The following is a 26,775-nucleotide window of genomic DNA, read 5'->3' on the forward strand; positions in this document are numbered from 1 at the left end:
AGGGGCTTTTTTTGTGCAACAGCGATTGTTTCAGATGCAATGGACAAGAATTTTATATTGTTGTTTGGAGAATTCTTTTTCAGACAATCCGAATGAATCAAATTAAAACCGGCTTTTGTTTTTGTTCTGCCTGGTTTTATGGATTAAAAATTGGCTATCAAGCCTTTCTAAAATGTAATAATATTGGGTACAGTTTACTGTTTGCTAAGGGTTTCGCTTATTTTTTAAATATATATGTAATAAAAACCTGTTAATTTTAACGCTTTTTATCGATAAAACACAACACTTTAACGATTAGTTTTATGTGTTAAGAAAGTCTTAAATAAAATTTTTCTACATTCAGTAACTTATTTTAACCCAATTTTTTAATTTATGATTATAAACTACAATTCTTTGAGAAATGGTAGGGATACCTGGCTCAAAAAAGATGTGGGGGATGTCATTGGCTCGCCGCCAACCATTCCCTGGAAAAGGTCACGAACGACGTGGCTGACGAGTTTGTTGTTGCTGATTGGCCTCTTGGCTGGAGGCAATTTACAAGCTCAGATTTCAGGTTACACATTTGCACAATCCACAGCAACCTATGTTCCGTTGGGTGGATCTCCGGCAACCGTTCATGCTTCGGGCTGGGATGACAATGTGGCAAGCGTAAGTATTCCATTTACCTTTGTTTACAATGGAGGCAACTTCACCTCTGTCAGTGTCAATTCGAACGGGTATCTGACTTTTGGAACAACGGTTTCTTCTACTACGCTGTACACGCCATTGTCAGATGCAACGGCCTATAACGGTGCGGTTGCGGCTTTTGCCCGCGACTTGATCAGCAACTCATCTACTGTAGTTTCAGGGATTGAGGGAAGTTCGCCAAACCGTGTACTCGTTATACAATGGAACAACGCCAGAAGGTACAGCCTTGGCGCCATTTCGGGTGACGTGATGAATTTTCAGATTCGTTTGTATGAAGGAACCAACCAGGTTCAAATCCGTTACGGAACTTGTACGGCGACCAGCACGACTTCTTACACGCTCCAAACAGGTTTGAGAGGTGGTTCGGCTGCCGATTACAACAACCGAACGACAACGACAAACTGGGCTTCTTCGACTGCGGGTACTTCTAACAGTGCCACGATGACCACGTTGAATACCATCTTGCCGGCATCAGGCTTGACTTTCACTTGGTCTCCGCCACCTTCTTGTGCAGGTACGCCTACACCGGGAACTATTCCTTCGGCTATTGGTTTTTGTTCGGGTTCTGCACCAGGAGCCATCAGCATAACAGGTTATTCGACAGGTGTAGCCAACATTGCTTTCCAATGGGAAGAATCAGATGATAATGGAGTAGGTGATCCATGGGCCAATGCCGTAGGCGGTTCAGGTGCTACGAGCGCGACTTATCAACCACCAACACTTTCGGCTACCAGATACTACAGGGCCAAAGTGACTTGTACCAACGGCGGTGCATTCGATTACACCAACGTAGCGACGGCGAGCAGTGTCAACTGTTCGTTTGATATTGCCAAAACGGCTGCGACATTTACGTCAATTGCCGCAACCGGTAGCTCAATCTCAAGTTGGAGAAACGGAAACAATACCGATGACAACATGAGTAATAACGTGCCGATTGGGTTCAACTTCAGTTACAAAGGAGGAACTTACCAGAACGTATTGGTTTCTACCAACGGTTTTGTTACGTTTAATACAGGAACTTCATCTATCGGAAATACGACTGCTCCGTACAATTATGAGAACAATACATTCACAGCTACATCGTCAGGAACTTATTTGACCTTGGCGCCATTCTATGAAGATTTGGTAACTGCTGGAAACCCGGGTACACTCGCAGGTTTGCAGGCTTCTATTAAATATTTGACTACAGGATCATCTCCAAACCGCGTATTTACGGTAGAATGGATTGGTTCGGAAACGTTCAACAACGCAGGTCCAAACCTCAATTTCCAGGTTAAGCTTTACGAAACTACTGGAGTTGTTGAATATGTTTATGGAACGATGGAATTGTTCAACGGTACCGCAAATTATGGTTACGGTTATACGATTGGATTGAACGGAGCAACTGTAAGCGCCAGCCCGACAGTAGTTCAACTCCAATCACAACAGGTTGACAATGTTCAAAACTTCTCGAACGTGGCCAAAAACAACCTCGACCGCTTCCTGGACTGTAACGTCAAGTATACGTTCACACCGGGCAACTACAGCGGGGCAGGTTCTGCGCCAACTTTGTTGAATGATGAGCCGGCAGGTGCGATCACCTTGGGCGTCAATTCTTCTCCATGTACAACTTATTGCGGAACGTACTATACGTCAAACGGGGCAACTGCTTCGGCGGGTATCACGGCTTGTACCGCGGGTACGCCAGGTACACCTGACGACGACGTATGGTTCAAGTTTACCACAGGCAACTTCGTGGCCGACCACACCATCAAATTGTTGGGCGGTGGCGGATACAATGCGGTAGTTCAATTGTTCAGCGATGCAGGTACGACCAGCATCAGTTGCGTGAACGCGACTGCTGAAGGATTTACAGAAACGCTGACAGCAGCAGGATTGTTGGCCAACACTACTTACTATGTAAGGGTTTATCATGCAGGTACGGGAGCCAACACAGCAGCTCCTGCAACTGGTAATACTACTTCTGGTGGTGTGCCTGACTTCTCCATCTGCGTGAGCCTTGTGGTGCCTCCACCGGCAAACGACAATCCTTGTGGGGCTATTACCTTGACACCATCTACAACTTGTACACCATACAATGATACGGCGGTGACCAGTACAACCAGCATTTTGAATGCGACCAACACGACTTCAAATGGGGTGACTACACCAACTTGTAGTGGTGCGGCTACTGTAAACGACGTTTGGTTCAAGTTTACTGCTACTTCAAGCACGCACGGGGCTACCGTTACAGCGGTTCCTGGATTCGACGTGGCTTTGCAAGGCTATACGATCGCTTCTGGAACTTGTGGCGGCAACGACTTGGTGTTGACACCGATTGGTTGTGTGAACGGCGGAAGTACAGGCGTGACCGAGCAAGTGGTTTTGACTACAACTGCAGGTCAGGAGTATTACATCAGGGTATACCGTCATCCTTCTGGGGTGAGCGGCGCTCCGGTGAGCAACAGCCAATTCTCTATTTGCTTCTTCAACCCGATCCCGACTTGTACGACGAATTCTTCGCCGTCTAACGCGGCGACTGGGGTAAGCACTACACCTACCTTGTCATGGGCTCAGGTATCTTATGCGGAAGGTTACGATATCTATTTGGGTACTACTTCAGGTCCGACTACTTTGTTGGCCAGTACAACAGGTGCCACTTCGACTTCGTATACTTTGACTGCAGGTCAGGCTTTGAGCAGCCTTACCACTTACTATTGGTATGTAGTTCCTAAAAATGCGAACGGTATGCCAACTTGTGGTGCTGCCAACGAGACTTCTTTCACTGTAATGAACACTTGTGTCGCTCCGACAGGATTGGGAGCTTCAGCGCTCACTACTACAACAGCTACCGTTTCTTGGGGATCTGTTGCGGCGGCTGGAGTAGGATACCAATATGAAGTGAGAACTTCAGGAACGCCAGGTTCAGGTGGTGCAACTGCATCAGGCTCGACGTTGACAGGTGATTTGAACGATGATGTGGTTGGTTTGACTGCTGCGACTTCATACACTTTGTATGTAAGAAGCGAGTGCAGCACTGGCGTATTCAGCGACTGGAGCACCGGATATGTGTTCTCAACAGTTTGTGATGCGACCAACGTTCCATACACCCAGAACTTTGAATCTACAACAGCTCCGGCTATTCCGACTTGTACGACTATCGAGAATGCAGGTACAGGAAACAACTGGATCACCAGTTCAACCAATGGCGCTTCGTATGGCTTCTTGAGCAATGCGTTGAACTATGTTTACAATTCTTCTAGCGCTGCCAATGCTTGGTGGTATACCAGAGGATTGAACTTGACTGCCAACACAACGTATAGAATTTCTTACCGTTACGGAGGTACCGGAACTACTTTTGTGGAAAGACTCAAGGTAGCTTATGGCACTTCTCCGGGTAACGCTGCGATGACCAATGCAATTGCAGACCATCCGAATGTGAACTTCTCTGTTCCGGTAACGAATACCGTAGATTTCACGCCTACTGCAACTGGCGTTTACTACATCGGATTCAATGCCTATTCAATTGCGGACAGATTCTATTTGTTCGTAGATGATATTTCCGTGATCGCTGCTCCGCCGGCCATTACCAGTTTCGCTCCTATGTCTGTTTGTCAAAATGCTGACGCAGCCGGAAGAACAGTGGTAATTACTGGTACCATGTTGGCCAACGTAACAGGGGTAGACTTTAACGGTGTACCTGCTGTGAGCTTCAACGTGGACAGCAATACACAAATTACGGCAGTAGCTCCGGCTTCTGTTGGCGCTACCGGATTCATCACGGTGACCGATCCGAACACGATGGCTGCAAGCACCGGTACATTTACGGTTAATGCAGCGCCAACAGTGGCAGACATTACTGCACCTGGAGACGCAACCAACATCTGTATGCCAGATACGTTGACTTTGTCTAACGTAACGCCTACAGGGGTTTGGAGTTCATCGGATATCGACATCGCTACAGTAAGCGGATCTGGGGTTGTCACTCCGGTTGATACTGGTGCAGTGACCATCACCTACACCGTCACCGATGGGGTTACAGGTTGCAGCACGGCTAAAACCTATGACCTTACCATCAGCGAGCCGGTTCAAATCGTTTCAAGTACACCAACGCAAACCACGACAATCGGGGGCAACACTTCGTTCTCGGTAGTGGCTTCAGGTACTGGAAACCCAGGTTTGACTTACCAATGGCAAGTCAATACCGACGAAACCGGTGAAACGTTTACTGATGTGGTAGACGGAACCAATTTCAGTGGTGCTACAACGGCTACCTTGAACTTGACCGATGTACCAGCTTCATTCAACAACTATTTCTTCCAGTGTGTGGTTACCGGCGTTTGTAACTCGGTTATCTCTGACCTTGCAATCTTGATCGTGGGTGAGACTGGTATTGTAACACATCCTTCGAATGTAACGATCTGTGATTCAGGAACAGGTGAGGCCCAATTCACCGTAGAAGGTTCTCCAGATGTTGAAACTTACCAATGGCAAGAAGACCAAGGTGGGGACAACTGGCAAAACCTTTCTAATGCGGGCATGTATTCAGGAACTACTACGGCTACTTTGACATTGACAGGCGTAACTTCGGTTAACAACACCTGGAGATACAAATGTATCGTTACCGGAAACGGAACGGCAGAGTCTAACCCTGCATCGTTGTTCGTGATCGAATCGGCTTCTGTCGATACAGATCCTACTGCACAATCCGTATGTTACACAGGAGGTTCTGCGGTATTTACCGTAGGTGCTTCAGGTGGAATCGCATCATACCAATGGCAATTGTCAACCAACGGAGGTGGTAGCTGGAACGCAGTGGCAAACGGCACACCAGTCGGAGCTACTTACACCGGCGCTTCTTCTGCGAATTTGACCGTCAATACGACTGCGGCTACACCAGTAGCAAATTACTTGTACCGTGCAATGGTCAATGCTACGGCTCCATGTGCCAACGTACCGTCACAAGGCGCGCAATTGATCATCAACCAACCTGCTATTACCGGACAACCGGCCAATACTTCGGTTTTCGGTGGCAACACTGCTACTTTTACCGTAGGTACTTCTGCAGGTTCGCCAACTTACCAGTGGCAATATGCTACGGCATTGGCTGGTCCTTACAGCAACGTTGTAAACGGTACACCTGCTGGTGTAACCTACAACAACGCTACGACCGCGACTTTGTCAGTGGTGACCAGCGGTACCGTTGCGGTTAGCTCGGCACGTTACTACAGGGCTGTTGTTTCTTCACCGGTGGGCTGTTCTTCGAACTCTAACGGAGGACAATTGACCATCAACAACTACTGCTTGCCAACTTACGGCGCAGGACCTGGTACTGTGGATCAAATTGCCAACGTATCGGTAGGAACTTTGAACAACCCAACAGGTTCGTTGCCGTCTCCTTACTATACCGTTTATGAAAACGTCAATATTCCTGACTTTACCCGTTCGACTACGGTAAACGTTTCGGTTACTTTTGGTAACGATACGACCAACAACTGTGGTATCTGGGTGGATTTCAACCAAAATGGTGTTTTCGATACTTCGGAAGCGTTCTTGTCGACTGCAGCTTCTGCAGGAGCAACAACGGCCAACGGAACCAGCGTCATTGCTATTCCGATTCCAGCCGGAGCGGTTCTTGGAAAAACCAGAATGAGGGTTAGAGGTGGTGAAGACACTGTTTTGACTGCTACCCAAGCTTGTGGTGCTTCAAGTGACTCAGACGGTGAAGCCGAAGATTACTATGTAAATATCGTTCCATTGCCAGAGTGTTCTACTCCGGTTGCCGGAACCATCAGCGCTTCTTTGGACAGCGTTTGTACCAGCGGTTCGGTTGTTTTGACTGCAACAGGCTACAGTACAAACCAAAATGGAATCAGCTTGCAGTGGTACAACTCAAGTGGTGCTATTGCGACTGCTACGAATCCAACATATACCACACCGGTATTGACTGCTCCTGAGACTTATTACTTGAGAGTAACTTGTGCCAATGGTGGTGCTTTCGCAGATACTGCGTCTAAAACAATCGACGTGGTAACGCCAGCGGTATTGACCACCACTCCTGGAAGCCGTTGTGGAACCGGTACAGTGGCACTCAGCGCGACTGCTTCGCCTGGAACGGTGTTGAAATGGTATGCCGCCGCTTCAGGTGGTGCGCCATTATTTACAGGAACCAACTTCACTACACCTTCGATTGCAGCTTCTACCAACTACTACGTAGCGGCTGAAACGGCAGGAGGTGCAGGATACGGACAAGTAGGTACAGCTACGACTTTGACAGTCGCAACCGAACAACCGACTGCTTTCTGTAACCGTTGGCCGCAATACCGTGCCCAGCATGTATTTACTGCTGCAGAATTGACTGCTGCGGGTCTGACTGCTGGAAAAATCACATCGATTACCTTGAACATTTCAACATTAGGAGATTCTGCGAACAACGCAAACTTCATTGTAAAAATGGGAACTACCGCGAGTTCGACATTAACGACAACATTCGTAACTGGTTTGCCAACCGTATTTGGTCCTGCGACCTATACGCATGCAGTGGGATTGAATAAAATTACATTCAATACGCCATTCGACTGGAACGGTACGTCTAACGTAATTGTTGAGATTTCACACAGTGGAGCAGACAACATCAACAACTCGCAAACGTATTATACAGCGACTGCAGGAAACACTGTAGTATGGTCGAATGCGGTTGCTCCAACAACAGGAACCACTTCGGTGAACCGTATGAACATCATCTTCGACGGTACATTGTGTTCTTCTGCACGTTCGACAGTTGCCGCTACGGTAACTGCACCGCCTGCTTTGACCATCAGTGCTGCGGCTGCAACGATCTGTTCAGGAACGCCATCTAACTTGGTGACCATCACTTCGCCGTTGGCCAACTTCGACAGCTACTTCTGGACGCCTTCAACTGGTGTAACCGGAACGGCTGCTACAGGTTATACTTTCAATGCTTCGTCATCGACTGCATATACGTTGACTGGGGTGCAATCTTCAGGTGACTTGTGTCAGAACATTGCGGCTTTCAACTTGACAGTAAATCCTACGCCAGCGACGCCTGTGATTTCTCAGGCAAGTACTACCATCTGTAACGGTGATATTGTTCCGTTGAATATCGGTACGTCGAGTACTACGACTGGAACTGGAATTTTTGGTGCGGGAACTACTTCACAGGGTACCTTGTCTTATCCAAACCCGTTCAGTGGTTTCTATGGTGGAGCCAAACACCAGATGATCATCACGGCATCTGAATTGACTGCACAGGGATTGGCTGCTGGTTCAAACATCACCTCGGTGTCGTTCAACATCAGCGCATTTACTGCCGCTGCTTGTGCCAACCTCACCATCAGAATGGGTAACACGGCCTTGACTGCCTTGACCGGATTTGTTACAGGAACGACGGCAGTGTACGGTCCTACGACCTACACTCCTTCTGCTACAGGCTTGGTAACCTTTACATTGACTACGCCTTATACTTGGAACGGTACTTCAAACCTTGTTGTGGAAACAGTCCACAATGCTGGAAACGGAGGAAACGGTTCAGGTACAACAACCTTTAACACCACTACTGCAACCAATACGGTTTATTATGGTGCTAAAGACAGCGTGACTGGAGGTATTGCTGGATTTGATAGCCAAACTACTTATGGCGTCAATGGTGCTAGTAACCAAAGACCTAACATGAGATTCGGATTCACGACTTCGCTGATTCCTTCCTGGTCTCCTGCGGCGGGACTTTACACCGACGCCGGTGCAACCGTTCCATACGTGAGCGGTCCGGCGGCTACGGTCTATGCCAAACCGGCGACGACGTCCTCTTATACGGCCACGGTAAGTTCATCGGCCGGATGTCCAGCGACCAGCGCTGCGACTACCATTACGGTGAACCAATTCTATCCGTTCTATGTGGATGTTGACGGTGACCACTACGGAACCGGAGCCCCTGTATCATTGTGTGCTGCCAGCGCATCTACACCTCCTACGGGCTATGCAGCCGTAGGCGGCGACTGTAACGACGCCGTTGCTGCGATCAACCCAGGCCATGCCGAGGTATTGTACAACGGAGTGGACGACAACTGCGACGGCAACCTCGACGAGGGCAACCAACTGGTGACCCAGTTATTGGCGGCCTCTTGCGGGGCGACCTTGACCTCTATCGGTTCACTGATCGGTATCCAGACGATCGCACCGGCCTCGACCATCACCAGATGGAGAATCCGTGCGACCAACGGAGCACAGGTACAGACCATAGAGACCAACGTGCCGCACTTCACCATGCCTCAGTTCCCATCGTATGCGTATGCGACCACGTATACCATCGCGATCGAACTGCAGCGCAACGGCGTGTGGCTGGGCTACTACGGCCCGAACTGTTTCGTGTCTACCCCAGCCATCCTCGAGGAAGGCGGAGCGGCGGCGGTATCTCCTTCGCAGTGTGGCATCACATTGCCTAAGATCAATACCTTGATCGCGACCACGAGCATCCAGGGCGTTACCGGATACCGTTTCCGCGTGACCAACCTGACCGACGTCTCTGGCCCTAATGCGGTGCAGACGATCGACCGTACGCAGAACTGGTTCAGCCTTCAGATGCTGACCCGTTACAACTACGGTACGACCTATCGCATCGAGGTGGCCGTGAAGACCACGGGAACCTATGGCGGATACGGATCTCCATGTGAGGTTTCATCCCCAGCGGTGCCTTCACTGGTGAACTGTGGTGGTGTTGCGACTTCCGGAACACAGACCATTGCCGCCACGAGCGTATCGGGTGCTACCCAGTACCGCTTCCAGATCACCAGACAGTCAGACAACGCATCGACCACGATCGACAGAAGTACCAACTACTTCGTCTTCAATGCAGTTCCGTCTTCAGCCTTCACGGCCGGCGCACTGTATACCGTACGTGTTGCGGTGATGACTACCGGTACCTGGTCGCCGTTCGGTGATGCCTGCGAGATCACGGCCCCAGGCGGAACGGCCAAGGTGGCTGCGGGAACAGGACAGAGCTCATCTGATCTGTTCAGGGCCCAGGCGATGCCGAACCCATTCACTGCCGACTTTGGCATCGATGTCATGACATCGAACAAGGGCAACGTGCAGTTGATGGTGTACGACATGCTCGGCAAGTTGATCGAGTCGAGGGAAGTCAAGCTTGAGGACCTGAGCGTGGAGAAAATCGGATCGAACTATCCATCGGGCGTGTACAATGTGATTGTGACGCAGGATAATGTCGTGAAGACGCTTCGCGTGATCAAGAGATAAAACCTAAATTATCTTTAATAGAAAGCCCCTTCGGAAACGGAGGGGCTTTTTTTATTTGGTATGCTGGTGCAATGTAATTTCACGCTGCGGGATCGGATTGAGGCGTCGTATTTTTCGAATTTCATCAACTGAGCTAGGTTTTTCTTACAGGATTGGCAAAATCCACTCCTTAATAATATAGTCAATTTTTTGACATGAAGCCCCAAAAAACAAACGGAATAGGTGAAATGCATCTTTCGGGGGTTAAAGTGCTAACGCCCAGTGTTTAAACGTGTTTTACGGTTTTTGGTCGAGTATTTTTTTTTGAGATTTCAATACGGAGTTACTTTACATTTAATTAGGAGAAAGTGCCTATTTGCAACGTATAAATGAGTAATCCTCAAAATTAAATACCTATGAATATGAAAACTACATTACTACGAACCGGCAGGTTGTGGGAAAGTTCCCAGGATCGTGAGCCCAATTCCTTTTCATTAAGGAAAATGAAATTCGTTGTATTTGTAATGTTGCTCGCCAGTTTGTTTTTTACGGACCATGCAGTCGCACAGATTGCGTTGAGGGCTTCATCTACAGCTACAACCACAAGTACTACAGTGACCATTAACAAACCTGCGGGACTTGTTGTTGGTGATGTGATGCTTGCGCAAATTATGCAAAGCGGGACCGATGGTTCTGCCTTTAACGATGCCACGAGTTCCGGATGGACATTTGTCGCGGGAAGCAATATGAACCCTTCGGGAAATAGCAGATACCGCGGTACCATTTTGTACAAAATCGCTACGGCTACCGATGTCGCGGCGACCAGCTTTGCTTTTACTTTAGATGGTGATTCAGACGACGGGCAAGGTGGTATTTCTGCCTTTTCCGGAGTAGACATTGCCGGAGGCTTGAATGAGAATGGCGCAGCGGGCGGTCCGTTTGATGTGGATCCAGGCAACGCTTACAACAACATTGCGGCTGACTCCCAGCTCAATGCGAACGGAATTACGACTTCGACGGCCAATGCGGCGGTTATTTTCTTCGGGATGATGGCCAATGACACCAATGGAGGTGTTGTTTCGGCTACAAACCCTTCGAGCTGGACCGAATTGTATGACGAAGATTTTGACAACAGCAACCTCGATACGGGAATCATTTCTTCTTGGGGAACCAGAACAACCGCTGGAGCGACCGGAAATGCCGCTTCTAATTTGGGTGCTTCAACCACTAACGGTGCGATATTGATTGCACTCAGAAGATTTACAGGAACGATTTCTACGGGAACGGTGACCGGACCTATTTGCGCCGGAAGCAACATTTCGGTGCCTTATACCATCACAGGAACATATGCGACAGGAAACGTCTTTACTGCCCAGCTTTCAAGCTCGGCGGGAAGTTTCTCATCGCCGACCGCGATCGGAACCGCAACGGCTACTACTGCTGGTTCTATTTCGGCTACCATCCCTGCAGGACAGGGAGCAGGTTCAAACTACAGGATCCGCGTGGTTTCCAATTTCCCACCGGCTACCGGATCGGATAATGGGGCTAACCTCACGATTGTAGTTGCTCCGACGGCATCTGCCGGATCAGCTTTCAATGCTTGTATCTCGAATACAAATATTGCTATTGGAACAGGGGCGACCGCCGGTAATAATTCTGGCGTCCTTTGGACTTCCAACGGAACAGGAACCATCAACAGTGCGAGTTCTCTCAATGGCGCTACTTATACACCGGGTGTAGGCGAAGCGGCTACGGTTACGTTCACTTTGACTGCTTCAGGCAATTCACCATGCGGGAATGCGACTTCCAATAAGGTCATGACTTTCTTCCAACAGCCAACGGCCACTGGAGGCGGAAGCGCGACAATTTGTGTGGGCCAGCCCCATGTGGTTTCTGGAATGACTTCATCAAACGGAGCCATTTCTTGGACTGAAAACGGCGCGGGATCGATTACGGCTAACGGAACCACTACTGCACCGACCTATACGCCGGCTGCTGGCGATGCCGGAAACACAGTTACGCTGACCATGACGGTTGCCAACAGCCCATGTACTTCTGCCCAGGCTACTTACACGATTCAGGTAAACGGTGCTGCGACTGCCAATGCAGGAACCGCCGTTTCGACTTGTGAAAATGCAGGAGCGGTCAATATTACTACCGGTGCTACTTCAACCAATAATGCAGGCGTGCTTTGGACTTCTAACGGTTCGGGTACTTTTACCAACGATACTTCACTCACTTTGGCGACCTATGAGCCGAGTGCTGCCGATATTTTGGCCGGAAGCGTAACGCTTACCTTGACCGCTACCGGAAACAGCCCTTGTGCCAACGCGTCAAACAACAAGACATTGACCATCAGAAAACTTCCTACTGCATCTGCAGGCGGAAGCGTGACGATTTGTCAAAACCAAACCCACCAAGTAGTTGGGGCTACGGCATCCAACGGAACCATTTCATGGACTGAAAACGGGGCAGGATCGATTACTGCTGGTGGTACAACCACTTCGCCGACTTACACCGCTGCTGCGGGTGACGCCGGAAATACCGTGACCTTGACCATGACCGTGACCAACAACCCATGTCCTGCGGCACAGGCTACGTACACGATTAATGTATTGGGTGCGGCTACGGCCAATGCAGGATCGGCACTTTCGATGTGTTCGAATGCAGGTGCAACCAACATTTCTTCTACAGCAACGGCGACCAACTATTCTGCTGTGGCTTGGACGTCAAACGGAACAGGAACTTTTGCTGGCGACAATACTTTGAATGGGGCTACCTACAATCCAAGTGCTGCCGATATCTTGGCTGGAAGCGTTACTTTGACGTTGACCGCTTTTGGAAATTCGCCTTGCGGAAATATCACTTCAAACAAAGTGTTGACTATTCGTCCGGTACCGGTTGCTGCTGATGTGGTGATTTGTCAAGGACAACCAAGTGCAGCTTTCAACGCTTCAGGTTGTGGATCGTTCCCATCGGTGGATGCCGGGGCCAACTTCCCGACTGCAGCCAGCAATTCAGGAACTGGAACGGCTTGGAGTGCTACGAACAATGTTTATACAGACAATACTTCGTATACCACGATCACCGGTTCGACCTCTGGTAACACGACTTCGCAAACCCTCATCATTACAGGGTACAACTTTGCGATTCCTGCCAATGCCATCGTTGAAGGGGTATCGGCTACGGTTGGTAAATTCAGAAGCGGCGGTATTGTTGGAGGGGAAGCCCAGGACAATTCCATCCGATTGGTGAAAGGCGGATCGGCGGCCGGCGACAACAAAGCGGCCGGAGGCAACTGGTCTACGAGCTCTACCGCTACTGCAAGCTACGGCGGTGTTGCTGATTTGTGGAATGTAAGTTTGACTCCTGCCGATGTCAATGCGTCTAACTTTGGTGTGGCTTTCGCGGCTACCGTTACACAAAGTACTTTTGGTAACAGAACGGCCAATTTGGATTACATCAGCTTGACCGTTACTTATAGAATTCCGGGGCAACTCGAATGGTATACTGTTTCTTCAGGTGGTACTGCCATCGGAACAGGTTCTTCTTTCAACCCGGTAGGTGTTGTTAACTCTGGCCTTGCCGATACCAATACACCAGGCATTACTACTTATTATGTAGAATGTACTTCGGTGGCTGGTTGCCGTACAGCGGTAAACTATGTGATCAATGCATTGCCTACCGTTAATTTCACAGGATTGGCTGCTTCTTATTGCGAAGATGCTTCGGCGGTCACCTTGACCGGTAACCACGCAGGCGGAACATTCTCGGGTGCCGGCATCACCGATAACGGCAACGGAACCGCAAGTTTCAACCCTGCCACTGCAGGTGTAGGACCGCACGCGATTACTTATACATATACGGATGGCAATACTTGCGTAAACAACAATGTGCAAAATGTAAGCGTATTGCAAAATGTGACTTACTACCAGGATTTCGATAACGATGGTTTCGGAAACGCTGCGGTAAGCCAAGTATCTTGTACAGGTGCTCCTGTAGGTTATGTAGTCGACAACACCGATTGCAACGATAACAACAACGCCATCCACGCCACATTCTCGTTCTATGCAGATGTTGATGGCGATAGCTTCGGAGCAGGTGCTTTGGTGCCAGTTTGTGCAGTCGATGCCAATACACCGCCAGCCGGATATTCATTGGATGGAACCGATTGTAATGACAACAACGCCGCCATCCACGCGACATTCCCATTCTATGCGGATGTCGATGGTGATTCTTACGGAGCCGGAAGCTTGGTAGCGGTTTGTGCTATTGATGCCAACACGCCACCAGCCGGATATTCATTGGACGGAACCGATTGCGACGACAACAACGCCGCCATCCACACCACATTCTCATTCTATGTGGATGCCGATAACGATACTTATGGAACAGGTGATTTGGTTAGCGTTTGTGCCGTTGATGCCAACACGCCACCAACCGGATATTCCTTGAACAACACCGATTGCAACGACAGCGATGCTGCGGCTTTCCAAAGCGCGACCTTGTATATTGATGCCGACAGCGATGGGTATTCCAATGGGGTAAGCCAAGTAGTGTGCTACGGCGCTACAATCCCAACCGGATATTTGGCGGCCAACACCATGCTTGATTGCAACGACTCTGTTGCAGCGATCAACCCGGGTCATGCAGAAGTATTGTACAATGGCGTCGATGACAACTGCGATGGCAACCTCGATGAAGGACATTTGTTGACTACAACTTTGTTGCCTGGATCATGCGGAGCGACCTTGGCTTCTATCGGATCATTGATCGGAATCCAAACCGTGGGCGGTCACAGCATCACCGGTTACAGAATCCGTGCTACTCTTGGTGCCGAAGTTCAGGTGATCGAGAAAAATGTACCACATTTCACGATGCCACAATTCCCTTCACATGCCTATGCAAGTACGTACAGCATCGAAATCCAATTGCAACGCAACGGGGTTTGGTTGGGCTATTACGGTCCTGCCTGCCAGGTATCTACTCCTGCCATCTTGGCTGAAGGCGGAGCGGCTTCGGTTTCTCCATCACAATGTGGGGTAACATTGAACCAAATCAATACGTTGATTGCCACTACCAGCATCCAGGGTGTTACCGGATACCGTTTCCGTGTAACCAACCTGACCGATCCTTCTGGGCCGAATGCGGTTCAAAGCATCGACCGTACACAAAACTGGTTCAGCTTGCAAATGCTGACCCGTTACAACTACGGAACGATCTACAGAATCGAAGTGGCGGTGAAAACCACAGGCGACTTCGGCGGTTTTGGTTCGCCATGTGAAATTACTTCACCGGCGGTTCCATCATTGATCAACTGCGGCGGAACGGTTGCTTTGGGAACTACGAGAGTAGCGGCCAACAGCGTTTCGGGTGCAACCCAATACCGTTTCCAAATCGTCAGACAATTGGACAACGCAACGGCGACCATCGACAGAAACACGAACTACTTCTTGTTCAACTCGATTCCACCGGCAGCGTTCACTCCGGCCTCGCTCTACAGCGTTAGGGTTGCGGTGATGACGGCTGGAACTTGGTCTCCATTCGGTGATGTTTGCGAAATCACCTCTCCGGGTGCAACCGCAAGAGCCAATGGAAATATGATCGAGGAAACGGCCAACGAAAATGTATTCAAGGTATCGGCCTATCCGAATCCATTTACGTCCGACTTCAATATCGAACTGACTTCTTCAAGCCAAGAAAGCGTACAACTCAAAGTATACGATATGCTGGGCAAACTGATCGAGTCAAGAGAAGTGAAAGCCGAAGACCTGAACATGGAAAAAGTGGGCGCCCAATATCCTTCGGGAGTTTACAATGTGATTGTAACCCAAGGATCGGTGGTGAAAACACTGCGTACCGTGAAACGATAAACGTTTAATCCTATAAACAGAAAACCTTTCCTTAACCGGAAAGGTTTTTTTATGTCTTGTCTTTTTTTGAAAGTGAGGCAAATAAAAAAGCCTTCCGTTTCGGGAAGGCTTTTTTGATATGTTGAAAATTACGCTTTTTTGGCGCGTCTGTTTCTGTAATAGGTATGAGCTGCATAAAGCAAAGCGACAACCAACAACCAGATCAGCTTGCTGTTGATTGGTGTTGCCGGCGGATCATCGTCCTCCAATCCTCCATCGTCATCATCGTCACCAGGGCCTTGGGCAAACATGATAAAATCAGACAAAATAAAGAAACTGAGCAGATATAATTTGAATAAATTTTGTTTCATCTTGGGTCGAATTGGGGGTAAAGATAGCAATCATTTTCTAAAATGAAAACAACAATCTCGATTTTTACCTAAAAATTACACAAACGCAACTTTTGTAATCAACTGAGAATCGGCTTCCAAAAAATAAAAATACGCAAAATGCGAATTTAATCAAACTCAGAGGTAAAAAATAATTTTACGCTCGGATATTTGCTCTGTGTCATCTGGATTGTAAAGTCGGAATCGGCCAAAAATACGAGCTGTCCGTACTTGTCCGTGGCCAAAAACTTCTGCTTGATGCGCTTGAATTCCTTGAATTCTTCATTCTTTGGATCATCGGGTTTGACCCAACAAGCCTTGTGCACAGGGAAATTTTCATAGGTACATTTGGCGCCGTATTCGTGCTCCAATCGGTATTGGATGACTTCGTACTGCAGCGCGCCCACGGTTCCGATGACCTTTCGGTTGTTCATTTCCAAGGTAAACAACTGCGCCACACCTTCGTCCATCAATTGGTCGATGCCTTTGTCGAGCTGCTTGGCCTTCATCGGGTCGGCGTTGTTGATGTAACGGAAATGCTCGGGCGAGAAGCTCGGGATTCCCTTGAAATTCATCTGTTCGCCTTCGGTCAAGGTGTCGCCGATCTTGAAGTTTCCGGTATCGTGCAAACCGACGATGTCGCCCGGATACGAAATATCTACGATCTCTTTTTTCTCGGCAAAGAACGCGTTCGGACTCGAGAATTTGAGGTTTTTCCCTTGACGGACATGCAGATACGGTTTGTTTCTTTCAAAAGTGCCCGACACGATTTTGACGAACGCCAGACGGTCGCGGTGTTTCGGGTCCATGTTCGCGTGGATCTTGAACACGAAGCCCGACATTTTGGTTTCGTCCGGTTTGACCGTACGCGTATCGGAATCCTTTTCGCGTGGTTCCGGAGCGATTTCGATAAAGCAATCGAGCAATTCGCGTACGCCGAAATTGTTCAAGGCCGAACCAAAAAATACGGGTTGCAAATGGCCGGCGAGGTATTCGTTTTGGTCGAATTTCGGATAGACTTCATCGATGAGTTCGAGTTCTTCGCGCAATTTGTCGGCAGGTTTCTGTCCGATGATTTTTTCGAGTTCGGGACTTTGCACGTCGTCGAACGCAATCGTTTCTTCTATATTTTTTCGGCTGTCCCCGCTGAACAGGTTGATGTTCTTTTCCCACAGGTTGTAAATCCCTTGGAAATCATAACCCATCCCGATCGGGAAACTCAGCGGTGTGACTTTCAAACCTAATTTTTGTTCCACTTCATCCATCAAATCGAAGGCGTCTTTTCCTTCGCGGTCGAGCTTGTTGATGAACACAATCATCGGGATGTTGCGCATGCGGCACACCGAAACGAGCTTTTCGGTTTGCTCCTCGACCCCTTTCGCCACGTCGATGACCACGATCACACTGTCCACGGCGGTCAAGGTCCTGAAGGTGTCCTCGGCAAAATCCTTGTGCCCGGGCGTATCAAGAATGTTGATTTTCTTGTCCTTGTAATTGAAGGCCAACACCGAGGTCGATACCGAAATTCCCCTCTGGCGCTCGATTTCCATAAAGTCGGAGGTCGCGCCTTTCTTGATCTTGTTGTTCTTGACCGCGCCCGCTTCCTGGATCGCACCTCCAAAGAGGAGCAATTTCTCGGTTAAGGTGGTCTTTCCGGCATCGGGATGCGAGATGATTCCAAAGGTTCGGCGGCGCTGGATTTCTTTTAAAAAACTCATAATTTCTGTAAATGGACTGCAAAAGTAGTACATTTTACCTTTATTTCTTTGAACCATTGAGGGATTAAGTTTTATGAAGTGCTGCTTAATTATCTTAATTCCTATAATTGTTTTAAAATTTTCAGGAGCTTATTCCCGCTTTCCGCTGCAATCTTTTACAAAAAGAAATTGCCCTTCGCTGCGCTTCGGGCAATCTTTTTTGTAAAAGGATTTCCACTTTAATCGGGGCTAGGGCAGTCGTTTCCAAATGAAAATCCGTAAAAAATCCACAATTGAATCCAACGGATGATAAAACCCTATTTTTTACCGTTTTTATAGCCGAAAATGTCGTAATATTGGGCGCTTATAATTTTTTGTTAATAGTATGGGCTATTCTTGCTTTGTGAGCGTGAATTGTTATTTTTGTTGGCTGAATTTTAACCAAGTACAACCAAAACGCACTTATATTTTTTCGAATTTTATTAATCAAACTGGAATTAAAATAATGAAAATGAAACAATTGTTGTTCGGATTATTACTCTCTTTTTCGGCAGTAACTTACGCACAGAATGTCAAAAAGGAAGTATTATTTACAATTGATAACAAACCTTATTATACGGACGAATTCGCCAGGGTTTACAATAAAAACCTTGACCTTGTAAAGGACGAATCGCAAAAAGACCTCACCCAGTACCTCGAATTGTTCATCGGGTACAAACTCAAAATCAACAAAGCCAATAAACTCGGATTGCAAAACGGGACGACTTACCAAAATGAGTTGAAGTCCTACCGCACCCAGCTTTCGAAAAACTATGTCACCGATTCCAAGGTGACCAAGGAATTGGTGGACGAGGCTTACCAACGTTCGCTCAAGGAAGTCAAGGCATCACACATCTTGATTACCGTTGATGAGAATGCCTCGCCCGAGGATACGCTCAAAGCCTACAACAAGATCGTCGATTTGCGCAAACGCGTGATGGCAGGCGAGGACTTCGGTAAACTGGCGCAGGAAAATTCGCAGGACCCGTCGGCCAAGGAAAACAAAGGAGATTTGGGTTATTTCTCATCGTTTAGAATGGTGTATGCTTTCGAATCGGCGGCGTTCAAAACCCCGAAAGGCAAAATCTCGAATCCAATCCGCACCCGTTTTGGTTACCACATCGTCAAGGTCGACGACGTCCGTGACAACCGTGGCGAAATCCAGGTCGCGCACATCATGATCCTGAACCCGAAACCGGAAGATACCGACAAGGACAAAGCCAAAAATACCATCAACGAAATCTACAAGAAATTGCAGCAAGGCGAGAAATTCGAAGACCTGGCCAAGCAGTTTTCCGAAGACAAATCGTCGTCTTCCAAAGGCGGACAGTTGAATCGTTTCGGTTCGGGCCAATTGAGCTCGGAAGAATTCGAGAATGTGGCTTTTTCATTGACCAAAGACAAGCCGGTATCGCAGCCTTTCCAAACCAAATTCGGATGGCACATCGTCAAGCTGATCGAAAGATTCCCGCTCAAAACTTTCGACGAAATGAAGCCGGAACTCGAGAATAAAGTAGGCAAGGACGACCGTTCGCGTCTGATCACGAACTCGCTCAACGAAAAACTCAGAAAAAAATACCCAATCAAGAGAAACGAGAAACTGTATGCAGCGGCTGCCAAGGCCGTGACCGCCGATTTCTACGAAAACAAATGGGATTTGCCCAAAGATACCAAACCATTCGATGGCAAATTGTTCACGATCCAGGACAAAGACGTCACCGGAACCGATTTCCTCAAATTCATCGCGACCCAGCAAAAAGCTGGAAGCGGCATCCGCCCGGTGGGTAAAATGGTCGACAAGATGTATGAGAAATTCGTAGATGAACAGCTCAACGCTTATTACAACGACCACCTCGAAACCGAATTCCCTGAATTTGCGGCCGTGATGGAAGAATACCGCGACGGTTTGTTGCTGTTCGATTTGATGGAGAAAGAAATCTGGGAAAAATCGAAAACCGACACGATCGGGCTCAAGAATTTCTACGACACGCGCAAAACCAACTACCAGTGGAAAAACCGCGCCGATGTGGTGATCATTTCTTCGACCAATGAGAAAATGATCAAGGAAGTGCAAAAAATGCTCAAGAAAGGCAGCACGCCAGACCAGATCAAGGAAAAGCTCAACACCAAAGACAAAGTCGAGGTAATGACCAATGCCGGAACTTTCGAGGAAGGCAACGACGCTTTGCCCAAAGGACTCCAATTCAAGGAAGGCATTTCGGAAATCACCAAAGACGGACAGTATTATTTCGTGACCAAAGTCAACAAAGTTTTGCCGGCCGGAATCAAAACACTCGAGGAATGCAAAGGCAAGTGCATCAACGATTACCAGCAATACCTCGAACAGCGTTGGGTAGATGATCTCAAAACGGAATTTACCGTCAAGACCAATCCCGAAGTTTTCGAAAGGGTCAAAAAGGAACTCCAAAAATAATGTCGAAGCTGCCTTATATAGGGTTGTGTCTATTACTGTTTTCCTGTAATTTTTTCAAGCCGGAAGCCAAGCCGCAGGCGATTGCAAGAGTAAATGACGCCTACCTGTTTAAGGACGACATCAAAAATTTGGTTCCGAAAGGGACTTCGAAAGAAGACAGCATCGCGATCGTCCGTGGTTTTATCGACCGCTGGGCCTCGCAAAAATTATTGATCAGCAAAGCCGAGGTTAACCTGAGCGATGCGCGCAAGGCCGATTTCGACGACCTGATCAAACAGTACAAAATCGATTTGTATACCAAAGCATACCTCGAGGAAATTGTACAACGCTCGGTAGATACGGCGGTTTCGGAAACGGAATTGAAACAGTATTACCAGGCCAACAAAGAGAATTTTAGGACCAACGGCACCTTGGTCAGGTTGCGTTACATCAACCTGCCCAAAGAGAATCCGAGGTACGAAACCATCAAAAGCAAGTTCTTCGATTACCGGAAATCGGATCAGAAATTTTGGGATACCTATGCGCTGCAGCTCAAGAGCTTTGCGTTCAACGACTCGATTTGGGTTGAAATGAACCAAGTGTACAGCAAGCTGCCGTTCATCAATCCCGACAACCGCGACGAATATATTGTTTCGGGCAAGAGCATCCAGAAAGCCGATTCGCTCGATATGTATCTGGTGAAAATCCGCGCGGTAATCGACAAAAACCAGGTGGCGCCATTTGACTACCTCAAGCCGACGCTCAGGGAAGTGATATTGAACAAAAGGAAGTTAGAATTAATTAAGAAATTTGAAAAGGAAATCATTGATGATGCCGTTAAAGACCAGAAGTATGAAATTTATAAATAAAAAAATGGCGTTTGCCCTTTGCCTTTTAATGTTGGCCACCACTTTCGTCCAGGCGCAGGAAATCATCAAGGATTCGGTTGCGGCCAAGCCTGAGAAAATGACGACGAGCCACAAGCGCCAAAAGATAGATGGAGTCATCGCCACGGTCGGTGATTACAATGTACTCGATTCGGATATCGACAAATCCTTTTTGGAAATGAGCAGCCAAGGCACTTCGATTGCCGGTATTTCGCGTTGCCAGATGCTCGGCAAATTGCTCGAAGACCGATTGTATGCGCACCAGGCCGTACAGGACAGTATCATCGTAACCGATGATGAGGTCAAGGGTAAAATGGAAGAGCAGATCAGTTATATGGTCGAGCAAATCGGTTCGATGGAGAAGGTCATCAAGTATTTCAAGAAATCCAATGAGGAAGATTTCCGTACCGATTTGTTTGAAATCATCAAGATGAACCGACTCACCTCCGAGATGCAAAAGAAAATTGTCGACGGGGTCGAAATCACCCCAGAGGAAGTCCGCAATTTCTTCAAGAAAATTCCACAAAACGAACTCCCGGTTTTCGGGGCCGAAATGGAAGTGGCCCAAATCGTCATCGAACCCAAGATCACCGATGTCGAAAGACAAAAAGTAATCGACCGCCTCAAGGAGTTCAAAAAAGAAGTACAGCAGGGATCGAGCTTTGCCACCAAGGCGGTTCTGTATTCCGAAGATCCGGGCTCGAGGGTCAATGGCGGGTTTTACAAAATGAACCGCAAAACCCCATTCGTCAAAGAATTCAAGGATGTCGCGTTCAGTCTGGCGGAAGGCGAGATTTCCGAACCGTTTGAAACCACTTTCGGTTACCACATCATTTATGTAGAAAAAATCCGTGGACAGGAAGTGGATTTGCGCCACATCCTGTTGATTCCACAGGTGTCCGACCAATCGCTCAAGGATGCCAAGGCCAAGGCCGAGCAAATCCGCACCCGCATCATCAACAAGGAAATTTCGTTTGCCGATGCCGCACGTGCCGAATCGGATGAGAAGGAGACCCGCAACAACGGTGGTTTGCTCGTCAATCCAAAAACACAGGATACGCATTTCGAATTGACCAAAATGGATCCGACCTTGTACTCGCAGGTTTCCAACCTCAAGGAAGGCGAAGTTTCGGTGCCGCAAATCGATGTGGACCAGGCCGGAAGAAAAAAATACAAACTCGTTACGGTAACCAACCGAATCGAACAGCACACCGCTGATTATTCCAAAGATTACATCAAGATCAAGGACCTCGCGCTCAAGGAAAAACAGTTCAACGCCATCGGCAAATGGTTTGATGAGAAAATCAAGGAAACCTACATCCAGATCAACGGCGAATACAAGAATTGCGAATTCACGAACAACTGGCTTAAGAAATAATTTCAGATTTATGATTTCAGATTTTAGAATTGCTAAATCTGAAATCTAAAATCCAAAAATCTAAAATCGACAACATGTCTGACGTAGCTGCAATACAAAACCTGGTTCAAAAAAGGGCCGAACTCAAAAAGGAAATCGCCAAAATCATCGTTGGCCAGGAGGAAGTCGTCGACCAGATTTTGCTGAGCATCTTCTCGGGCGGGCACGCACTCTTGGTGGGCGTCCCGGGCTTGGCGAAAACACTCATGGTCAACACCATTGCACAGGCGCTCGGACTCGATTTCAAACGCATCCAGTTCACCCCCGATTTGATGCCTTCGGATATTTTGGGTAGTGAAATTCTCGATGAAAGCCGCAACTTCAAATTCATCAAAGGGCCGATTTTTTCGAACATCATCCTGGCCGACGAGATCAACCGTACCCCGCCAAAGACACAGGCCGCCTTGCTCGAAGCGATGCAGGAACGCGCCGTGACGATTGCCGGACACAATTACAAACTCGATTTGCCTTACTTTGTTTTGGCGACACAGAACCCGATCGAACAGGAGGGAACCTATCCGTTGCCTGAAGCCCAGCTCGACCGTTTCATGTTTTCGATCAAGCTCGACTATCCGTCGTTTGCAGAGGAAGTACAGGTCGTCAAAAGCACGACTTCAGATGACAAGCCAGTCATCAATCCGTTGTTTTCAGCCCAGGAAATCATTGACTTCCAACACCTGATCCGCCGTGTGCCGGTAGCCGATAATGTAATCGAGTATGCCGTGACTTTGGTCAGCAAGACACGCCCGGAGAACGCCTTGTCGAACGAATACATCAAGAATTATATCGATTGGGGTGCAGGGCCAAGGGCTTCGCAAAACCTCATTTTGGCAGCCAAGGCCAATGCCGCATTCCATGGCAAATACTCACCGGACATCGAGGATGTCAAGGCGGTCGCGACCGGAATCCTTCGTCATCGTGTGGTAAAGAACTATAAAGCCGACGCCGAAGGAATCACGATCGAGAAGATCATCACTTCACTTTTCTAGGGTCAATTCACCAGCCATTTTTTCGAAGCCGAAATTTGGCCTTGCTTGAGCGTACACAAATACACGCCTTTGGGTAGGCTGTCGTTTGGGATGTTGAGTCGGTTTTCACCTTTGGTTCCATTGACCGTTACCGTTTGGATGATGCGTCCGTGCAAATCATGGATGGTCGCTGTTGCCGGTTCATCCTGCGCGGAGCAAAAAACGATCTCAGATGCGGTGATTTGGAAATTCCGGATGGAGCAGCTTTTGTTTTCACCGATTCCCAAACCGTCTGCTTCGGTAAAAATTTCGGTCTGCGTCAGATAACCGCCCGCATATCCAGCAGAACAAATCAGTTTCCATTCTCCACCCGCCAGTACACTGGCGCTGTTGCCCGTATTCCACGAAGTCGGCTTGGAAGGCAATTGCGTCCAGGTGTCGGTGTTGGTGTTGTAATGGTAGCATTCCGTAGAATGGGTGTCGAAGGTGTTGTCGGTGCTTCCGCCGGTCATGATAATGCCGTCTTTCCAGGCATGTGCATTGAAGAAAGTGCGTGTCGAACCCGGAAACGGCGTGCCTTCGCTCCAGGTAATGACGGCACGATCATTCGGGTCGATCGTGCCCACCATCACCGTATTGAAATAGTTGGGAGAGAGGAATCCGTCGGTGCCGCACACATAGACCAATTTGTTGTCCTTGACCGCAAATCCACCCCAGGCAAGATCGCCGCTAGGCAGGATGGGCGTCGCATAACGCCATTGGTTGGTGTGGGTATTGTACAGGAAAGTCAGGCCGGTATAGCCACCGACAACATAAATGAGGCTGTCCTGATAGGTGACGGCCAATGCATCGGTGAGTCCTTGCGGCAGCATGGCCATCTGGGTCCAGTTGTTCTGGTGGATGCTGTATTTGTAGACGCGGCGGTTCAAGGTGCCGGGCGTCGTGACCAATCCGCCGATGGTATAAATACTGTCCTTTACGGTGGTCGATGCGGCTCCGAGCCGTCCCGTCGGATGATCGGCCATGTCGGTCCAGGTATTGGTGCTGATCTGGTAGCGTTGGTTTTTTTTGTTGATCAATCCGGCGGCGTTGCGGCCAGAAATGACAAACATAAATCCATCATCGGCGGTGGCATATGATGCGGTATTGCCGGCACGGACCGGTTCGGTCATGTCGGTTGCAGTAGTCCAGGTTTGTGCACCGGCCATGAGGGTAAACAATAAAATCGGAAAAAGTAACGGGTGTTTCATGGTGTTTTTCTTTTGAAATTAGGGTTTAATCAGAAGCAAAATACCTGCTTTGGCCACACATCCAGAATCGGTACACCGAAAACCAATATTTGGAGATGAATGTTTTCAAGACCGATTTTGGGCAGTTCGTCAACAAAAAACGGTCGTTGGTAGCCAAAGCAAGGACTTGATGCCAAAAAATGTAACTTTAACCCATGAAGCAACGGCACATCAACCACATCTTGTTTTGGACGCTTTACCTGGCCTTCGAGATTTACACCGAATTCGAGTGGGTCATGATCCAACACCATTTTACGGTGCAGCACGCCTTTACCGCTGCGGCGACGGCCGAAACATTGTTGGTGGTTTTGGTCAAAATCCCGATGGTGTACCTGTTGTTTTACATGTTCAACCGCTATGCGGGCCGCAGATCGAACCGGCCAATGTTGGTGGGCAGTTGTTCGGTCATCTTGGTCGTGTTTTCTTTTCTGTCGCGGTCGATCATCGTGAATTATTTCTTTCCTGAGGTGTACCAGCTCGAAATCCCGCCTTATTTTTTCGAATTCCAAGGACTCATCAATGCGTTCATGGACATCATTTTCATTGCAGGCGTGGCCTTGGCACTCAAGATGCACAGCAACAACAACCGGCTCATCCAACGGGAAAAGGCTTTGATGCAGGAAAAACTCGAAACCGAACTCAATTTTCTCAAGGCGCAGATCAATCCACATTTCCTGTTCAACACGCTCAACAGCATTTATGCGTTGGCACTCCAAAAATCAGATGATACTTCGGGCGTCGTGGTTAAGTTGTCCAAATTGCTGCGGTTTGTGTTGTATGAGGCGCAAGCCAGGAAAATTACGATTGGAAGGGAAATCCAATTCCTCAACGATTACATCGAGCTCGAAAAAATACGCTACGACAAGCGGTTGGAAGTTCAATTCGATTACAAGGCCGACCCGCCCGACGCACAAATCGTCCCGTTGATTTTGATTCCGCTGGTCGAAAATGCGTTCAAGCACGGCGCGAGCGAAACCACTTCGCAGGCATTCATCCGGATCGAACTCGAATTGGAGCAAAACCGTTTGGTGTTCAAGGTCGACAATTCTTTCGAATACGAAACCGAGGAAAAACCACAAGGCATCGGACTCAAAAACCTGCGCCGCCAGCTCGAAATCCTGTATCCCGATTTTGATTTGCAAACCGAAATAACGGGCCGTACTTTTAAGGCCAAACTCCTTTTAGACCTAAACCAGTAGCCGATGACTATCAAATGCATTATTGTGGAAGACGAGCCGCTCGCGCTCGATGTCATGAAGGGTTTTGTGACACAGGTGCCGTTTCTGGAACTGGTGGGCGTGGCGGGCGATGCCTTTGCCGCGATGGAATTGCTCAATACGACCCGGGTCGATTTGATGTTTCTCGACATCCATCTGCCCAAACTCAAGGGATTGGATTTCCTTTCGGCCATCAAGTCGCCGCCATTGGTCATCATCACTTCGGCCTATCACGAATTTGCGATCCAGAGTTACGAACACAGCGTGCTCGATTATCTGTTGAAGCCGATTGAGTTCAGCCGTTTTGTAGTGGCCGTCAACAAAGCGTTTGACCGACTCAATGTGGTTGTCCAACCGGTTTCGGTATCCGAGGAAAACCAGGATTTATTTTTTACCGTCAACAAAAAGAAGGCACGGATTCCGGTCAACACGATCCTGTACATCGAAAGCCAACGCGAAAATGTCAAGATCGTGACCGACCACAAGACCATCGTGACGCGTTACCCGATCAGCGAATTGGAAAATGAATTGCCGGCTTCGGTATTTCTGCGCATCCACCGTTCGTTTATCGTGAACCGTCTCAAGATCGATTTCATCGACGCCAACGATGTCGAAATTGCCGGAAAAGAAATCCCGATTGGGCGTAGTTACAAAGATTGGGTGCACCAAACTTTGGGCATCAAGTAGAT

The 26,775-nt window shown here is 48.3% G+C and carries 11 protein-coding genes; 8 read left to right on the plus strand and 3 right to left on the minus strand.

Annotated elements, in window-relative coordinates:
• Positions 1 to 372: 372 nt before the first annotated feature.
• Entirely contained in the window at positions 373 to 9,939 is a 9,567-nt protein-coding gene (locus QM717_RS04150) for a GEVED domain-containing protein (protein ID WP_415035143.1), read from the plus strand.
• Between the two features lie 482 nt (positions 9,940 to 10,421).
• A complete protein-coding gene (locus QM717_RS04155; protein WP_415035145.1) occupies positions 10,422 to 15,791 on the plus strand; it encodes a MopE-related protein in 5,370 nt (1,789 codons plus the stop codon).
• A 128-nt stretch (positions 15,792 to 15,919) separates the two neighbouring features.
• Here QM717_RS04155 and QM717_RS04160 read toward each other — a convergent pair whose 3' ends face one another.
• Both QM717_RS04160 and QM717_RS04165 read right to left on the minus strand, forming a co-directional pair.
• On the minus strand, positions 15,920 to 16,141 hold the full coding sequence (locus tag QM717_RS04160; protein ID WP_415035147.1) for a hypothetical protein: 222 nt from the start codon (positions 16,139 to 16,141) through the stop codon (positions 15,920 to 15,922).
• Positions 16,142 to 16,287: 146 nt separating this feature from the next.
• Positions 16,288 to 17,877 (minus strand): peptide chain release factor 3, encoded by a 1,590-nt coding sequence (locus tag QM717_RS04165; RefSeq protein ID WP_415035149.1) that lies wholly within the window; start codon positions 17,875 to 17,877, stop codon positions 16,288 to 16,290.
• Between the two features lie 490 nt (positions 17,878 to 18,367).
• Between QM717_RS04165 and QM717_RS04170 the strand changes: the two genes are divergently transcribed.
• The 4 genes from QM717_RS04170 to QM717_RS04185 all read left to right on the plus strand — a co-directional run bounded on the left by QM717_RS04170 (position 18,368) and on the right by QM717_RS04185 (position 23,601).
• The gene (locus QM717_RS04170; RefSeq protein ID WP_415035151.1) at positions 18,368 to 20,329 is read left to right on the plus strand and encodes a peptidylprolyl isomerase; all 1,962 of its coding nucleotides are present in this window, start codon (positions 18,368 to 18,370) and stop codon (positions 20,327 to 20,329) included.
• Entirely contained in the window at positions 20,329 to 21,177 is an 849-nt protein-coding gene (locus tag QM717_RS04175; RefSeq protein WP_415035153.1) for a hypothetical protein, read from the plus strand. The genes QM717_RS04170 and QM717_RS04175 overlap by 1 nt, the downstream gene beginning before the upstream one ends.
• Positions 21,140 to 22,573: a peptidylprolyl isomerase gene (locus QM717_RS04180; RefSeq protein ID WP_415036001.1), complete on the plus strand. Its 1,434-nt coding sequence runs from the start codon at positions 21,140 to 21,142 to the stop codon at positions 22,571 to 22,573. Before QM717_RS04175 ends, QM717_RS04180 begins: the two co-directional genes overlap by 38 nt.
• Before the next feature lie 74 nt (positions 22,574 to 22,647).
• The gene (locus QM717_RS04185) at positions 22,648 to 23,601 is read left to right on the plus strand and encodes an AAA family ATPase (protein WP_415035155.1); all 954 of its coding nucleotides are present in this window, start codon (positions 22,648 to 22,650) and stop codon (positions 23,599 to 23,601) included.
• Positions 23,602 to 23,603: 2 nt separating this feature from the next.
• On the opposite strand, the gene QM717_RS04190 is transcribed toward QM717_RS04185, so the two are convergent.
• The gene (locus tag QM717_RS04190) at positions 23,604 to 24,830 is read right to left on the minus strand and encodes a T9SS type A sorting domain-containing protein (protein WP_415035157.1); all 1,227 of its coding nucleotides are present in this window, start codon (positions 24,828 to 24,830) and stop codon (positions 23,604 to 23,606) included.
• Between the two features lie 194 nt (positions 24,831 to 25,024).
• On the opposite strand from QM717_RS04190, the gene QM717_RS04195 reads away from it, so the two are divergent.
• Positions 25,025 to 26,068 carry a sensor histidine kinase gene (locus QM717_RS04195; RefSeq protein ID WP_415035159.1) on the plus strand — a complete coding sequence of 348 codons (1,044 nt, stop codon included), beginning with the start codon at positions 25,025 to 25,027 and terminating at the stop codon, positions 26,066 to 26,068.
• A gap of 3 nt (positions 26,069 to 26,071) precedes the next feature.
• Entirely contained in the window at positions 26,072 to 26,773 is a 702-nt protein-coding gene (locus tag QM717_RS04200) for a LytR/AlgR family response regulator transcription factor (RefSeq protein ID WP_415035161.1), read from the plus strand.
• Positions 26,774 to 26,775: the final 2 nt, after the last annotated feature.

Origin of the sequence: Flavobacterium sp. (assembly GCF_047602195.1) — a bacterium.
Lineage (GTDB): Bacteria > Bacteroidota > Bacteroidia > Flavobacteriales > Flavobacteriaceae > Flavobacterium.

What these genes read in the sequence shown, in the direction of transcription:
- QM717_RS04190 (WP_415035157.1), bottom strand. Translation starts at nt 24,830, where the DNA reads ATGAAACACCCGTTACTTTTTCCGATTTTATTGTTTACCCTCATGGCC.
- QM717_RS04185 (WP_415035155.1), top strand. Translation starts at nt 22,648, where the DNA reads ATGTCTGACGTAGCTGCAATACAAAACCTGGTTCAAAAAAGGGCCGAA.
- QM717_RS04150 (WP_415035143.1), top strand. Translation starts at nt 373, where the DNA reads ATGATTATAAACTACAATTCTTTGAGAAATGGTAGGGATACCTGGCTC.
- QM717_RS04155 (WP_415035145.1), top strand. Translation starts at nt 10,422, where the DNA reads ATGAAATTCGTTGTATTTGTAATGTTGCTCGCCAGTTTGTTTTTTACG.
- QM717_RS04180 (WP_415036001.1), top strand. Translation starts at nt 21,140, where the DNA reads ATGCCGTTAAAGACCAGAAGTATGAAATTTATAAATAAAAAAATGGCG.
- QM717_RS04160 (WP_415035147.1), bottom strand. Translation starts at nt 16,141, where the DNA reads ATGAAACAAAATTTATTCAAATTATATCTGCTCAGTTTCTTTATTTTG.
- QM717_RS04165 (WP_415035149.1), bottom strand. Translation starts at nt 17,877, where the DNA reads ATGAGTTTTTTAAAAGAAATCCAGCGCCGCCGAACCTTTGGAATCATC.
- QM717_RS04200 (WP_415035161.1), top strand. Translation starts at nt 26,072, where the DNA reads ATGACTATCAAATGCATTATTGTGGAAGACGAGCCGCTCGCGCTCGAT.
- QM717_RS04170 (WP_415035151.1), top strand. Translation starts at nt 18,368, where the DNA reads ATGAAACAATTGTTGTTCGGATTATTACTCTCTTTTTCGGCAGTAACT.
- QM717_RS04175 (WP_415035153.1), top strand. Translation starts at nt 20,329, where the DNA reads ATGTCGAAGCTGCCTTATATAGGGTTGTGTCTATTACTGTTTTCCTGT.
- QM717_RS04195 (WP_415035159.1), top strand. Translation starts at nt 25,025, where the DNA reads ATGAAGCAACGGCACATCAACCACATCTTGTTTTGGACGCTTTACCTG.